Below are 14,471 nucleotides of genomic sequence, written 5' to 3' on the forward strand. Positions count from 1 at the left end.
TACCTGCAGCCTAGCATGAAAGCGCTAGCGCCCATGCCAGTAGCGCGGCCGGCTGGTACGATACCGCGTCACATCGATATTTTCGCCAAAATCCAGCACTACCGCCCCTTCCACATCCGTGCGCAACCGCGCAATCCCCAGCTCGCCATAGCGCGCATACACTTGCGCCTTCGGATGTTTATAGCGATTCCTGTGCCCGACCTGAAAAATCGCCAGGGTCGGATGGACGGCGTTCAAAAATGCCTGCGTGGAAGACGTCCCACTGCCGTGGTGCGGTGCCAGCAGCACGTCGGCGGCAAGTTCGCCTTCGGCGGAGCGCGCCAGCAACTGCGCCTCCTGCGCCGCCTCGATGTCGCCGGCCAGCAAGATTGAATGTTTCCCTGCCGTGATTTTTACGGTGCAACTACGGGCGTTCGGCTTCAGTGCAATGTCCATGTGACTGGCGGGCAAGGGGTGCAGCATGGCGAAGTGCACGCCTTCCCACGTCCAGCTCTGGCCCGCCATGCAGTGCAGATAGGGTTTGTGCAACTCCCGCCGCGCCTCGACGGCCGGGTGGCCGTCGAACAGGGACGAGGCCAGCCAGCCCACTTGCACGTTTTCCAGCAGCGACACGGCGCCACCCGCGTGATCGAGGTCGCTGTGGGAAATGATCACGCCGTCGAGCTTGCCTATGCCGCGTGCGCGCAAGTACGGCACGATGACCCGGCTGGCGCCATCGGAATCGAGGCTGTAGGCGGGCCCCGTGTCGTACAGCAGCCGGTGGCCATGCGTTTCCACCAGCACGGCCATGCCTTGTCCCACGTCAAAGGCCGTGATCCACATGCGACCTAGTGGCGGACTCGATGGCAAGGCCGTCAGCAGCGGCAGCCAGCCCAGCATGCCCGCCCAACGGTGCGGCCAGCCGCGTGGCGCCAGCAGCCAGCCAGTGCCAAACAGTGCCCAGCAAAAACTCCACCATGGCGGCGCGGGCGCCGTCCACACGGCAAAGCGGCGCGCGCCCAGCCATTCGAGCACCTGCGCCAGCATCTGCACGATGGCGTGCGCCAGCAGCAGCAACCCATCGGACAGGGGCGCCGGCAGCAGGCTGCCAGCCAGGGACAAGGGCGTGACGACCAGGCTGATGATGGGGATGGCCAGCGCATTGGCGACGGGAGACACCAGCGACACTTGCGAGAATAGCAGCATCGTCAGCGGCACCAGCCCTACCGTGACCACATACTGCGTGTGGGCGCCCAGCGCCACGGCCGCGCGCAAACGGCGCCAGCGTCCGGCCTGCAGCGGCATCGGCGCAGTGGTGCGCCCTGCCGTGGCGTACAGCATGGTGGCGACGGCGCCAAACGACAGCCAGAAACCGGGCCACAGCACGGCCCACGGGTCGAGCAGCACCACCACGCCCAGCGCCAGGCACAGGATATGCACGATGCTGGTGATGCGTCCCAGCCACAGGGCCAGCGCCACCACCAGCAACATATACAAGGTGCGCTGCGCGGGCACGCCAAAGCCGGCCAGCAGCACATAGGCAAATGCCGCCAGCGCGCCGGCCAGGGCCGCCACCTTTTGCGCCGGCAGCAGCAAGGGCAGTTGCCGGTCCGTGAAAAACGAGCGGCGCCACAGCGCGCCCGCGCCCAGGGCGAGCAGTCCCGCGATCATGGTGATGTGCAAGCCTGAAATCGAAATCAGATGGCTCACGCCCGTGCGGTTGAACACTTGCCAATCCGACTGGGGAATGGCGCGCTGATCGCCCACCACCAGCGCCACGATCACGCCCGCATACTGCCTGTCTTCCAGGCTGCGCAAGATGCGCGCGCGCAGGGCCGCGCGACTGGCTTCCACCACGTTGCCGAAGCCGGGCACGAAGGCGGCCAGGCGCACGTTCGGCGTATCGGCGCGCGGCTGCGGCCGCACATAGCCCGTGGCGCGCACGCCCTGCTCCAGCAGCCACGCCTCGTAGTCGAAGCCCATAGGGTTCGCATTGCCGTGCGGACGCTGCAGCCGCACCGTGAGGCGCCAGCGCTCGCCCGGCTGCACGTCGCCGACATCGTTCGTCACTTCATCGCGAAAACCCGCGTACCAGGACAAAGCAATCAAGGGCGGCACCTTCGCCCCAACAGCCTTCTCCACGGCAAAATTGAAGCGCACGCCCTGCTCGAAGCGGTACGGCAGGCTGGCTACCGTACCCGTGACAACAATGTCCTGGCCTTCATCAGCCAGCGCCAGTTGCGGCGCCATGGCGGCCTGGGCCAGCCAGGCGGCCCAGTAAAAGCCCAGTCCCATGCCAGCGGCAAGCGCAACAGCGGCATGCAACCCGGAACGCCAGCGCGCTTGACGGCGCAGCACCAGACTCGCCGTCAACCCTATGCCAGCGATCACCGACAGCAGCACGCCCGCGTACGGCGGCAAGCTCGCCTGCGTCTGCAACCAGGCGGCGCCAGCGGCAAAGCCGAGTATCAGGGTGCGCATGAGAAGGCAGGATCAAGGCAGAATCAAGGCAGAATCATCGCTCGCTGCGAAAGGGGCTCAGCTACTATGATCGCTTTCCACGCCTTGCCCTCTGATCTGGCGCAATGGTGCCTTGAATAAGAAAGCTCAGGCATGCCATTCGGCAGCACCGCTGGCGAAACTTTCCGCATGCTAAGATGACCATCCGGCGCCCAGGCGCCACGACTTTGCGGATCCTGCATGACCCCACTGACTGCGGCAGAAACCTATTTGCAGGACTTTCATCAAAGACAAGTGAGCGTGACCAGCGCCGCGTTTGCCCATCTGCCGGCCAATTCCCCCGCAGGCACTTGGGCCTCGTCCTACCATGTGCTGACCAGCCAGATACCGGCTGTGGATACGCCATTGAGCGTGCTCGACCTGGCCTGCGGCGACGGCTATCTGCTGGGCTTGCTGGCAGCCAGGCGGCAAGCCCGGCTGCAACTGCTCGGCGTCGACATGAGCCAGGCGGAACTTGCCGTCGCGCGCGCAGCCCTGCCCGCCTCCGTGCAACTGCTGCAAGGCCGCGGCCAGGCGCTCGACCTGCCATCGGCCAGTATCGATTGTCTCGTCTCGCACATGGCGCTGATGCTGATGGACGACATCGAGCAAGTCATGCGCGAAATCCGCCGCGTACTGCGTCCCGCTGGCCAGTTCGCGGCCATCGTCGGCAGGACGTTCTTGCTGGGTGAAGTGAACGACGTTTTCATGCGCGTGTTCAAACCGATCGCCAGCACCGAGCTGTCGCCGCTGCGCTTCGGCGACCGCCGCACGGGGTCGGAAAGCGGCTGGAGGGAACTGCTCGATGGCAGTTTCGCAGATGTTGAATTTGACGACATCGACGTCCCATGGACGCCCACGCCGGGCGAACTGTGGGCCGCCCTGCTGGACACCTACGACATCGACCGCCTGGACGACGGCGGCAGGCAGCGCCTGCGCGGCGCGTTCATGGATGCCGTGGCATATCTGCAAGGCAGCGATGGCAAGATCGCCACGGGCTGGGGCCTGCGCCTGGTGTGCGCGCGTGCCGCCTGAACACGCAAGTGGCAATGCCACCCACCACCGCCCGCCCCCATCGACGGTATAATCGGCCTCGCTTACTTCAACACCCAGGCACGACATGACTTCCTCCGCACTTCCCCCCGATACTTCCACCGACATTTCCGACAGCAGCGAAGACAATAACGACGCCACCCTGGTCGCGGAACTGGGGGAACTGGCCGAGCATATCCGCCTGGTGAAAATGGAAGGCCGCGTCTTCGTGCGCTTTTCCGGCGTGGTCAAGGCTGGCCATCTCGTGGTGCCGTATGCGCTGGTACCAAGCCAGGGCGTGCTGGCACGGCCGGCCAAGTGGCGCAAGATGGACCGCGAGACCAAGCTGGCCCTGGTGCGCGAACGGGCCAGCGCGGCCGTCTTCGAGGAACTGCGCCAGCACGTGATCGATTTCGTCGCCGATATCGCGGGTCTGAGTGAGGACGTGGACACGGACCCGATGGTTTTCCTGCATACCCTGGCTGACATGCAGACGTCGGAGCCGGCCGGCATGGTGTTCGACCGCATCCGCCAGCGCTTCAATCACGCCATCGAGCGCCAGCAGGAAGAACAGCATGCGGCGCGCACGCGCCAGAGCATCAACCTGGCCGAGTATCCGGCCTCGTTCGAAATGGCACGCCGCCTGCCGCGCCGCTTCATCGCCCTCTTGGGTCCGACCAATTCCGGCAAGACGCACCGCGCCATGGAAGCGCTGGTCAAGGCGAAAAGCGGCATCTACCTGGCGCCCCTGCGCCTGCTGGCCCTGGAAAACTACGAACGCCTGCAGGAAGCCGCACCGCACGGCAAGCCGCTGGCCGTGAGCCTGATCACGGGCGAGGAGCGCCGGGTCGTCGACGGCGCCACGCACGTGGCCAGCACGGTGGAAATGCTGGACACGAAAACCGTCGTGGAAGTGGCCGTCATCGATGAAATCCAGATGCTGGCCGACCCGGACCGGGGCGCCGCGTGGACGGCGGCCGTCTGCGGCGCGCCCGCCCACACCGTCTACCTGGTAGGGGCGCCCGAAGCGCGGCACGCCATCGAGGCGCTGGCCGAGCGCCTCGACTGCCCTTTGGTCGTGCATGTATTAAAACGCATGGCGCCCCTGTCGATGGAACCGAGCGCCGTGCGCAAGGTGCGCAACCTGCGCCGCGGTGACGCCGTCATCGCCTTTTCGCGCCGCGAAGTGCTGATGTGGCGCGACATGATAACGGAAACGGGCCTGTCGGTGGCCACCGTCTACGGCAACCTGTCGCCCGAAGTGCGGCGCGCGCAGGCGCAACGCTTCCGCGACGGCACGGCCGATATCGTCGTCGGCACGGATGCGCTGGCGATGGGCCTGAACATGCCGATCGCGCGCATCGTCATGACTACCTGCGTCAAATACAATGGCCGGGAAGAGGAAGAGATTTCAGCCGCGCTGGCGCGCCAGATCGCCGGCCGCGCGGGCCGCTACGGCGTGCATGAAGAGGGCCTGGTGGCAGGCTACGACAACGAGACGCATGAGGTGATGCGCGCCCTGCTGAAGGAAAAGCTGCATCCGCTGAACACCAGCGGCTTTGCCGTGGCGCCGTCGCTCGAACATCTGCACCGCATTTCGTCGGTGACGGGCGAACTGTCGCTGTCAAAACTGCTGCGCCGCTTCATCCACAATATCGACGTGCCGGACGGCTTCTTCTTCCCCCGCATCACGGAAGACCAGAAGGAGCGCGCCGTCTGGCTCGACACCCTGCCCCTGTCCGTGGCAGACAAGTTCACCCTGTCGCTGGTGCCGATATCGAGCAAGGTACCCTCGCTGCAAACGGCGTGGGAACACTGGGCGAAGAATCTGTCACAGGGAAAAACGAGCACCTTGCGCCAGCACGCGTACGGTGGCGGCACGCAGAATTTGCAGCAGGTGGAAGACACCTGCCGCTACTACTCGGCGTATGCGTGGCTCAGCTACCGCCTGCCCGAATTCTTCCCCGATATCGCCGTGGCACAAAACCTGTCGCGCGATGCGTCGGAACGGGTCGATTCCATCCTGCGCGCGCACAATGCGGCCTCGCGCGGACGCTCGAAGAAGTTCAAATAAGCGTAAAAAGCAAGCGTCAACCGAGTGGCCAGAACCAGACCTCGCCACAATCCCAGTAGCATTCGGTGCCGCACACCTTGGCGCCGATGGATGGCAGCAGGAGGTCGATATGGCCGCCCGCGCCGCCCAGGTAGCCGGGGATGCGGAAGAAGGCGACCAGGCCCTGGCGCTGGCCAATGCCGGTCATGGCCGCATCGCGGCTGAATTTTTCGGGCGCGCCGAACATCGACGGGCTGGCCAGCATGTGCGCCAGCTTGGCCTGTCCCGGCTCGATCAGCGCGCCCTTGAATGGCCCCTTGCGAATCGCCATGCGGCCTTTGACCTGGACGCCGGCCTTGATCAGGGCCAGGCTGACGCGGATGGCGCAGGTATTGGCAAAGCTGTCCTTGCCGATCAAGTCGTCCCAGCCGATTTCGCGGAACAGGGCCGCCTGATCGACGGCGGCCACGCTCGCGTAATTTTCACGCAGCTTGATGAATGCAGGTTTCACGTCAGCCTCCCGTCGCCCCTGGTCGACAGGGAACCTCAGGCCGATTGTAGAAGGATGCGGCAAACCCGCACTGAGCGAGGTCAAGCGATATGCATTAGGGCTTGGCCGCCGCGTAATGCAGTTTCAGCACCAGCCCATTGTGATCATCGGCCATATAGATATCGCCATCCTGCCCCTGTTTCACGTCGACGGGCGCGCCCCTGCCCTGCTTGCCCTTGCGTTCCCAGTTGCTGATCAAGTCGACGGACTTGCCCAGCGGCGCGCCGGCCTTGTCGGGCAGCAGGGCGACCAGGCGGTGGCCGTTGCTGCGGTAGCCGTGGTAGCCGATAATCAGGCTATTCTTGTACAACGCCGGGTAGCGGCTGGCCGTATAAAAGGTCATGCCCAGCGGCGCGGCATGGCCGGGCAACAGACGCTGCGGCGCCGCATATTGGGCGTCGCATGCCGTCTTCGGATATTCAGGGCTGGCGACGTTATCGTCGTAGCAGTACGGCCAGCCATAGTGCCGGTCGGCCTTGATCAGATTGAGTTCTTCGTGCGGCAGGTTTTCGTCGCTTTTCAGTTGCGGCATGGCCGCCTGGATGGCGTCGCGCGAGTTTTCCGCCTGCCACAGCTCGCCCGTCGCAGGGTGGAAGGCCAGCGCCATCGAATTGCGCAAGCCGCGCGCATGCGTGTGCCAGCTCGTCACCGTGCCGGCCGGCCACGCCATCGTGTATTCGCGGATGGCGCCCAGCGCTTCCGGGCCTTCAGCCGAAGGACAGGCCTTGGCCGGATCGGGCGCCTTGCCATCGTTCTCGCAATGGTCGGTGCTCGAACCCACGTTCACATACAGGTCGCCCTTGGGGCTGAAACGCATGTTCGTCAACAGGTGCAAACCGAGGCCCGGCAGGCGCGGCGTCTTGGCCGTGCCGCCGATCACGTCGGTCAGCGTGCGCGTGGTGTCGCGCAAGTCGAAACGGAAAATACGTCCCACTTCGCCCACGTAGACCATGCCGTCCGGTCCCTGCACGATGCCGTTCGGACGATCGAGCTTGTCGAGCAGCAGCTTGCGCTCGTAGCCGGCGCCGGCCGCCTTCGGCTGCAACAGCCATAGTTTGCCCTGCTTCGGCGCCCATCCCGCCATGTCCGTGACGAGAATGTCGCCATTCGTCAGCGGCAGCACGCCGCGTGGGAATTTCAGGCCGTCGGCCAGCACGGCCACGCAAAAGCCGGGCGGCGTGCTGACATCGAGACGGGGCAAGCCGTCGCACTGGACGCTGGCCGTCGCCGCCAGGGCGGGCGCAAACGCGCCGGCAAGGCAGGCTGCCAGGGCGCCCGCAAGCATTTTCTTGTTCATGGTCTCACTCCATCAAGGGTAATCGGGGCAGTACGGCGCGCGCATTGGCGCTGGTGGCAGCTGCTACTTGCGCAATATCAAGGCCGCGCAACCCGGCCAGCACGGCGCCGATGCGCGGCAATTCTTCGGGACTGTTGCGGCCAGGGTGTATCCAGGCAGGGGAAATGTCGGGCGCATCCGTCTCCAGCACGATGGCGTCCAAAGGCAGGTCCGTGGCCATGCGGCGTATCTGCAAGGCGCGGGTAAACGTCATGGCGCCGCCAAACCCCAGCTTGAAACCGAGATCGATATAGCCTTGCGCCTGCTGGAAGCTGCCATTGAACGCATGCGCGATGCCGCCGTTCGGGCGGATCTGGCGCGCGTGCTTGAGGACGATGTCCTGCGAGCGGCGCACGTGGGTCAGCACCGGCAAATCGAAGTCGCGGGCGATCTTCAGCTGCTCGCGCAAGAAATGCTCCTGTTTGGCGCGCATGGCCGGCTCGCACAGCATGGGGAGGAAGAAATCGAGGCCGATCTCGCCGATGGCGACAAAACGCGGGTCGTCCATGGCCAGCGCCACGGCTTCGCGCAGGGCGATCAAATCGTCTTCCGTGGCGTGCGGCACGTAGATCGGGTGTATGCCAAGGGCATAACAGGCGTTGGGCGCCGTTGCCGCCAGATCGCGCACGATGGCGAAATTGGCCCGTTCGACGGCGGGAATGACGATCATGCCCACGCCCTCCTGCTCGGCGCGTGCCGCCACCTGCAGCGATTCGCTGCCGAATTCATGCGCGTCGAGGTGGCAGTGCGTGTCGATCCACAGCATGGCGGTTCCTTAATATTGGTACGGCTGCAGCCCTTCGTCCGTCAGGCGCAGCACGCGGTCGCAGCGCTTGGCCAGTTCGATATCGTGCGTGACGATGACGAAAGCCGTGCCCAGGGTGCGCGACAATTCCAGCATCAGGTCGAAAATCTGTTCGGCCGTGGCGTGATCGAGGTTGCCCGTCGGTTCATCGGCCAGCACGCAGGCCGGCTGCGTGACGAGGGCGCGGGCCAGGGCCACGCGCTGACGCTCGCCGCCCGACAATTCGCCCGGCGTGTGCGTAACCCGCTTGGCCAGATTTACGCGCGTGAGAATTTGCTGCGCCAGCTCGGTGGCTGGCGCGCGCTTCATGCGCCGTATCATCAGCGGCATGGCGACGTTGTCCAGCGCGGAAAACTCGGGCAGCAGGTGGTGAAACTGGTAGACGAAGCCCAGCGAGGCGTTGCGCAAGTCGCCGCGCGCCTTTTCGCTGAGGGTGGCGAAGTCCTTGCCCAGCAGGGTGACCTTGCCGCTGGTGGGCGTATCGAGGCCGCCCAGCAGGTGCAGCAGGGTCGACTTGCCCGAGCCGGAGGCACCGACGATGGCGACGCGCTCGCCGCGGTGGACGTCGATGTCGATGCCGGCCAGGACCTGCACCTTGTAGCTGCCCTGCGTAAAAGTCTTGCCCAGGCCACGGCAGCTAAGGACGGCAGTATCGGCGGAAGCGCCATTGGAGGCAGGTTTATTCAGATCGGTCATGGTCATAGTCAGTGGTTTATTCATAGCGCAGGGCTTCCGCAGGTTTCACGCGGGCAGCCCACCAGCTTGGGTACAGGGTCGCCAAAAAGGCGAGGATCACGGCCAGCACGCCGATCTTGGTGACGTCGGGCCAGCGCAGGTCGGACGGCACGGTGCTGATGAAATAGATGTCCTTGGAGAGGAACTGCACCCCCAGCAAATGCTCGATGAAAGGCACGATGACGTCGATATTCATCGCCACCAGCACGCCGCCGCCGACTCCCAAAATCGTGCCCAGGATGCCCACCAGTGCGCCCTGGATCATGAAGATCTTCATGATGGAACGGGGCGAGGCGCCCAAGGTGCGCAAAATCGCGATATCGGCCTGCTTGTCCGTCACCGTCATCACCAGGGTCGACACGAGGTTGAAGGCGGCCACCGCGATGATCAGGGTCAGGATGATGAACATCATGCGCTTTTCCGTCTGCACGGCGGCGAACCAGTTGGCGTTCAGCTTCGACCAGTCGCGCAGCCACAGGTCGCCCGGCATGGTTTTTTTCAGTTCCGCCGCCACTTGCGGCGCCTGGTTCATGTCGGCCAGGCGCAAACGCAGGCCCGATGGGCCGTCAAGGCGCAGCAGGCGCTGGCCGTCCTCGATATTGATGAAGGCCAAACCGGCGTCGAATTCATTGTGGCCCGCCTGGAAAATGCCGCTGACGGTAAAGCTGCGCATGCGCGGCAGCACGCCGGCCGGCGTGACCTGGCCCTGGGCCAGCATCAGCGTGACTTTTTCACCGAGGTTGACGCGCAGGGCGCGCGCCAGCTCGATGCCCAGCACAATATTGAAGGTGCCCGGCTGCAGCGCCTTGAAGCTGCCCATGCGCGTCTGGCCGGCCACGTCGGAGACATTCGGCTCTTCCTCGGGCAGCACGCCACGCACGATGGCGGGACGCAGCGCATCGTCGCGCAGCAGCATGCCTTGCGTTTCCACAAACGGCGCGGCGCCTTTGACGGCCGGATTTTTAAAGGCCTGCGCCGCTTCGGCGCGCCAGTCCGGCATGCTGCCGCTGTTGTCGAACACTTCCACGTGGGCCAGCACGGACAGCATGCGGTCCGTCACTTCCTTCTGGAAGCCGTTCATCACGGACAGCACGACAATCAGTGCCGCCACGCCCAGGCCGATGCCGGCCATGGAAATGAGGGAGATGAAGGAGATAAAACTGTTGCGGCCACTGCGCTTGCCGGCCCGCGTGTAGCGCAAGCCGACCAGCCATTCGAAGGGCAAATTCTTGAAAATACTCATTATGCAGGCGGTCTTTATCGTTTCTTGATGTGTTATTCGTAGCGTAGCGCCTCGGCCGGCTTGACACGCGCGGCGCGCCAGCTCGGGTAGATGGTCGCCACCAGCGCCAGGCCAAAGGCGATCAGGCCGATCTGCGCCACGTCCAGCCAATGCACGTCGGACGGCACGGCGCTGATCTGGTAGATTTCCTTGGAGATGAAGTGCAGGCCGAAGATGCCTTCGATGAAGGGCACGATGACGCCCACATTCAGCGCCAGCACGACGCCGCCGATCACGCCCAGGGCACTCCCCAGCAAGCCGACCAGCGCGCCCTGGATCATGAAAATCTTCATGATGGAGAGCGGCGAGGCGCCCAGGGTGCGCAGAATGGCGATGTCGGCCTGCTTGTCGGTGACCGACATCACCAGGGTCGAGACAAGGTTGAACGCGGCCACGGCGATGATCATGCTGAGGATGATGAACATCATGTTCTTCTGGCTTTGCACCAGCGCATACCAGCTGGCACTGGCGCGCGACCAGTCGCGCATCCACAGCTGGCCCGGCATCGATGCCTTGAGTTCGCGCGCCACCTGCGGCGCCTGGTTCATGTCATGCAGGCGCAGACGCAGGCCGGACGGGCCGTCGAGTTGCAGCAGCTGCTCGGCGTCCTGCATGTTGACGAAGGCCAGGCTGCCATCGAGTTCATTGTGACCAGCCTCGAAGATGCCGGCGACCTTCAGCGCGCGCATGCGCGGCATGACGATGCCATTGGCCGGGTCGCCCGCCCTTGGCTCGCGTTCCAGCATCAATGTGACGTTCTGCCCCACTTTCACGTCGAGCGCCTTGGCCAGGTCGATGCCCAGCACGATGTTGTACGAGCCTGGCGTGAGATCCTTGAAACTGCCCTGCTTCATCTGACTCGCCACGCTGGAGACGGTGGCTTCCTGCTGCGGCAGCACGCCGCGCACGACGGACGGGCGCATGGTTTCGTCGTTGAGCAGCATGCCCTGCGTTTCCACGAACGGCGACACGGCTTTCACTTGCGGGTTGGCGTAGGCGGCGCGCTCCTGCGCCTGCCAGTTCGGCATCGAGCCGCTCGTATCGAACACCTCGACGTGGGCCAGCACCGACATCAAACGGTCCGTGACTTCCTTCTGGAAGCCGTTCATGACGGAGAGGACGACAATCAGGGCGGCTACGCCCAGGCCGATGCCGGCCACGGAAATGAGGGAAATGAAGGAAATGAAGCTGTTGCGGCCACTGCGTTTCCCGGCGCGCGTATAGCGCACGCCGACCTGCCACTCGAAAGGAAATTGTTTGATGATGCTCATGCGCTCCCGCGACAACGATGATATGCGAGCGCGCAGTGTGCCACACAAATGGTATTTCATGCGCGAAACACATCACCGTGGCGCCATTTTTGCTGCACGCGCGGCCAAGGGGAAAACCACGGGGACTACTCCCCCAGCGCCACAATCGCCTACAATCTCGGGATGAATCAACTTACCCTCGTCCTGCCCTTCGCCTTGCCCAATGCCGAACTGGCTGCCGACCTGCTCAAGGTCTTGCAGGCGCCCGCGCTGGCGGCCCTGCTGTCGCGCACCTCCAATTGCAATTTAGAAACTTTTGACAACGCCAACCGCCTGCTGCCGCACGAAGCGTGGCTGGCGCATGCCTTGACCCTGTCGCCCGCGCCCAACGGCGAGGCGGCGCAGGCGGCCTTTGCGGCCCAGGCCATGCGCGGCTACGGCCTCGTGCCGGAACCGGGCGCGCGCTACTTCCTGCTGCATCCGGCCCACCTGGCCATCGCCCGCAGCCATATCAGCCTGGAAGACTTGCGCCAGCTCAAGCTGAGCGAGTCCGATGGCCGCACCTTGTTCGACACGGCTCACCCGTATTTCGACGAAATCGGCCAGCCCCTGTCGTATGGCGACGCGGGCACCTGGTTCATGCGCGCCGATGGCTGGAGCGACTTGCAGTGCGCCACGCCGGACGCCGCCACCACGCAAGACCTGTCCGTGTGGATGCCGGAAGGCGAGCACGCGCGCGCCGCGCGCCGCCTGCAAAACGAAGTGCAGATGCTGTGGCACGAACATCCCGTCAATGCGGCGCGCGAAGAGCGGGGCTTGAAAGCCATCAATTCCTTCTGGATCTGGGGCGCCAGCCTGGCCACGGCGGAATCTGCACCGGCGCGCTGCGCGGCCAGTCTGCATACCAAGGACGCACCGGGCTGGCTGGCCGCGCTGGCGGAACCGGCGCGGCGCGACGCCAGTCCAAACAGTGTGCTGGCAAGCGAACAGGATGCGATCGTCGTGCTGGGCGGCTTGACCGAAGCCGCGCAGGCTCAGGAATGGGGCATGTGGCTGCAGCAGTTACAGGCACTGGAAGCGGACTGGTTCGCGCCCCTGCTGGCGGCCGTAAAAGATGGCCGCCTGGGCCAGCTGCGCCTGGTGCTGAGCCACCGCGACGCCTGGCTGGACTGCACCACCAGCAAGCATGCGCAGCGCAAATTCTGGCGCGCGATTACCTTGAACAAGTTGAAAGCATCATGACCCGTACCCGCATCGCCACCCGTCCCTGCCCTTACCGCGAATCCGAATTGCTGCGCCAGGGCGGCATCCATCCCGTGCTGGCCCGGCTGTACGCGTCGCGCGGCCTGTCCGACGCGAAAGAACTTTCGATTGAAGCGAAGGACTTGATACCGCCGTCCGGCTTGCTGCACATTGGCGCGGCCGGCGTTTTCCTGGCCGACGCGATTGCGGCCAAGAAACGCATGGTCATCGTGGCCGACTACGATTGCGACGGCGCCACCGCCTGCGCCGTCGCCATACGCGGCTTGCGCGCCATGGGCGCCGACGTCGATTTCATCGTGCCCAACCGTTTTGAATACGGCTACGGCCTGACGCCGGAAATCGTCGAACTGACGGCCCGCGAAAAGTCGCCCGACATCATCATCACCGTCGACAATGGCATCGCCAGCATCGACGGCGTGGCCGAAGCGAACCGGCGCGGCATCCAGGTCGTTGTCACCGACCACCATTTGCCGGCCGACACCCTGCCCGACGCGGCCGTCATCGTCAACCCGAACCAGCCGGCCTGCGGTTTTCCCAGTAAACATCTGGCAGGCGTGGGCGTGGTGTTCTACGTCTTGCTGGCCCTGCGCGCGGAAATGCGCCGGCGTGGCATCTTTGATGCGCAAACGCAACCCAAGCTCGACAATCTGCTCGACCTGGTAGCGCTGGGCACGGTGGCCGACGTGGTACGCCTCGATACGAATAACCGCATCCTCGTCGCCCAAGGCCTCAAACGCATGCGCAAGGGCAATATGCACGCGGGCGTGGCAGCCCTGTTCCGCGTGGCGGGCCGCGAAGCGCGCAGCGCCACGCCGTTCGACCTGGGCTTTGCCCTGGGACCGCGCCTGAATGCGGCCGGCCGCCTGCAAGACATGTCACTGGGCATCGAATGCCTGGTCACGGACGACGAAGGCCGCGCCTGGGCGCTGGCGCAGCAACTGAACGACATCAATCTGAAGCGCCGCGAAATCGAAGCGGAAATGCAGGATACGGCCCTGCTGCACCTCGATGACTTCGAGCCGGCCAACAGCAGCACCATCAGCGTCTTCGATGAGTCGTGGCACCAGGGCGTGATCGGCATCGTGGCCTCGCGCCTGAAGGAAAAATTCTACCGCCCGACCATCACGTTCGCGCCCGGCGCCGATGGCTGGATCAAGGGTTCGGGCCGCTCGATCCCCGGCTTCCACTTGCGCGACGCGCTCGACCTCGTGTCAAAACGGGCGCCTAGCCTGATCGACAAGTTCGGCGGCCACGCCATGGCGGCGGGCTTGACCATCCGCGCCGACGCCTTCGACGCGTTTTCCAAGGCCTTCGAAGCCGTGGGCCAGGCCTGGCTCAGCCAGCAACAGCTGGAACGGGTCGTGGAAACGGACGGCCCGCTGGAAGACGCGTATTACACGACGGCCTTCATCGAGCTGATGGATGGCCAGGTGTGGGGCCAGGGCTTCGCCCCGCCCGTCTTCTGCGATGAATTCCGCGTCGTCAGCCAGCGCATCTTAAAAGAACGCCACTTGAAACTGCTGCTGGAAAAGAACGGCGTGCGCTTCGATGCCATCTGGTTCGGACATACGGACGCCTTGGGCGAACGCACGCGGGTGGCGTTCCGGCTTGATGCGAATGAATACAATGGCACCACGAAAGTTCAGCTGATGGTGGAGCACGCCGAACCTGTGTAGTGACACCTGAA

11 protein-coding genes are annotated in these 14,471 nt (G+C 64.6%); 4 read left to right on the forward strand and 7 right to left on the reverse strand.

Features of this window, described 5'->3' with window-relative positions; genetic code table 11:
- Positions 1-24 precede the first annotated feature (24 nt).
- Positions 25-2,460, reverse strand: coding sequence for a DNA internalization-related competence protein ComEC/Rec2 (locus AC3IQ7_RS18295; RefSeq protein WP_489206928.1), 2,436 nt, complete (start codon positions 2,458-2,460; stop codon positions 25-27).
- Between the two features lie 219 nt (positions 2,461-2,679).
- Between AC3IQ7_RS18295 and AC3IQ7_RS18300 the strand changes: the two genes are divergently transcribed.
- Together AC3IQ7_RS18300 and AC3IQ7_RS18305 are read left to right on the forward strand one after the other, a co-directional pair.
- Positions 2,680-3,513, forward strand: a complete 834-nt coding sequence (locus tag AC3IQ7_RS18300) for a class I SAM-dependent methyltransferase (RefSeq protein ID WP_489206929.1) — start codon at positions 2,680-2,682, stop codon at positions 3,511-3,513.
- A gap of 85 nt (positions 3,514-3,598) precedes the next feature.
- Positions 3,599-5,584: a helicase-related protein gene (locus AC3IQ7_RS18305; protein ID WP_489206930.1), complete on the forward strand. Its 1,986-nt coding sequence runs from the start codon at positions 3,599-3,601 to the stop codon at positions 5,582-5,584.
- Positions 5,585-5,600: 16 nt separating this feature from the next.
- Here AC3IQ7_RS18305 and AC3IQ7_RS18310 read toward each other — a convergent pair whose 3' ends face one another.
- The 6 genes from AC3IQ7_RS18310 to AC3IQ7_RS18335 all read right to left on the reverse strand — a co-directional run bounded on the left by AC3IQ7_RS18310 (position 5,601) and on the right by AC3IQ7_RS18335 (position 11,542).
- The gene (locus AC3IQ7_RS18310; RefSeq protein ID WP_489206931.1) at positions 5,601-6,074 is read right to left on the reverse strand and encodes a T6SS effector amidase Tae4 family protein; all 474 of its coding nucleotides are present in this window, start codon (positions 6,072-6,074) and stop codon (positions 5,601-5,603) included.
- A gap of 94 nt (positions 6,075-6,168) precedes the next feature.
- The gene (locus AC3IQ7_RS18315) at positions 6,169-7,410 is read right to left on the reverse strand and encodes a PQQ-dependent sugar dehydrogenase (RefSeq protein WP_489206932.1); all 1,242 of its coding nucleotides are present in this window, start codon (positions 7,408-7,410) and stop codon (positions 6,169-6,171) included.
- 4 nt (positions 7,411-7,414) lie between these two features.
- Positions 7,415-8,212 carry a TatD family hydrolase gene (locus tag AC3IQ7_RS18320; protein WP_489210480.1) on the reverse strand — a complete coding sequence of 266 codons (798 nt, stop codon included), beginning with the start codon at positions 8,210-8,212 and terminating at the stop codon, positions 7,415-7,417.
- 12 nt (positions 8,213-8,224) lie between these two features.
- Positions 8,225-8,950 carry a lipoprotein-releasing ABC transporter ATP-binding protein LolD gene (gene lolD / locus AC3IQ7_RS18325; protein WP_225241616.1) on the reverse strand — a complete coding sequence of 242 codons (726 nt, stop codon included), beginning with the start codon at positions 8,948-8,950 and terminating at the stop codon, positions 8,225-8,227.
- Positions 8,951-8,966: 16 nt separating this feature from the next.
- Complete coding sequence (locus tag AC3IQ7_RS18330; protein ID WP_034788539.1) at positions 8,967-10,232, reverse strand: lipoprotein-releasing ABC transporter permease subunit; 1,266 nt, start codon at positions 10,230-10,232, stop codon at positions 8,967-8,969.
- Between the two features lie 32 nt (positions 10,233-10,264).
- The gene (locus tag AC3IQ7_RS18335) at positions 10,265-11,542 is read right to left on the reverse strand and encodes a lipoprotein-releasing ABC transporter permease subunit (RefSeq protein WP_489206933.1); all 1,278 of its coding nucleotides are present in this window, start codon (positions 11,540-11,542) and stop codon (positions 10,265-10,267) included.
- Positions 11,543-11,704: 162 nt separating this feature from the next.
- Here AC3IQ7_RS18335 and AC3IQ7_RS18340 point away from each other — a divergent pair, with 162 nt between their 5' ends.
- On the forward strand, positions 11,705-12,763 hold the full coding sequence (locus AC3IQ7_RS18340; protein WP_489206934.1) for a hypothetical protein: 1,059 nt from the start codon (positions 11,705-11,707) through the stop codon (positions 12,761-12,763).
- Positions 12,760-14,460 carry a single-stranded-DNA-specific exonuclease RecJ gene (recJ, locus tag AC3IQ7_RS18345; RefSeq protein WP_322426815.1) on the forward strand — a complete coding sequence of 567 codons (1,701 nt, stop codon included), beginning with the start codon at positions 12,760-12,762 and terminating at the stop codon, positions 14,458-14,460. Before AC3IQ7_RS18340 ends, recJ begins: the two co-directional genes overlap by 4 nt.
- Positions 14,461-14,471 lie beyond the last annotated feature (11 nt).

This window comes from Janthinobacterium sp. GL_088 (assembly GCF_057837845.1).

Bases quoted from the DNA above. Each gene is read 5' to 3' on its own strand.
- AC3IQ7_RS18295 (WP_489206928.1), bottom strand. From the start codon at position 2,460: ATGCGCACCCTGATACTCGGCTTTGCCGCTGGCGCCGCCTGGTTGCAG.
- AC3IQ7_RS18300 (WP_489206929.1), top strand. From the start codon at position 2,680: ATGACCCCACTGACTGCGGCAGAAACCTATTTGCAGGACTTTCATCAA.
- AC3IQ7_RS18305 (WP_489206930.1), top strand. From the start codon at position 3,599: ATGACTTCCTCCGCACTTCCCCCCGATACTTCCACCGACATTTCCGAC.
- AC3IQ7_RS18315 (WP_489206932.1), bottom strand. From the start codon at position 7,410: ATGAACAAGAAAATGCTTGCGGGCGCCCTGGCAGCCTGCCTTGCCGGC.
- lolD (WP_225241616.1), bottom strand. From the start codon at position 8,950: ATGACCGATCTGAATAAACCTGCCTCCAATGGCGCTTCCGCCGATACT.
- AC3IQ7_RS18330 (WP_034788539.1), bottom strand. From the start codon at position 10,232: ATGAGTATTTTCAAGAATTTGCCCTTCGAATGGCTGGTCGGCTTGCGC.
- AC3IQ7_RS18335 (WP_489206933.1), bottom strand. From the start codon at position 11,542: ATGAGCATCATCAAACAATTTCCTTTCGAGTGGCAGGTCGGCGTGCGC.
- AC3IQ7_RS18340 (WP_489206934.1), top strand. From the start codon at position 11,705: ATGAATCAACTTACCCTCGTCCTGCCCTTCGCCTTGCCCAATGCCGAA.
- recJ (WP_322426815.1), top strand. From the start codon at position 12,760: ATGACCCGTACCCGCATCGCCACCCGTCCCTGCCCTTACCGCGAATCC.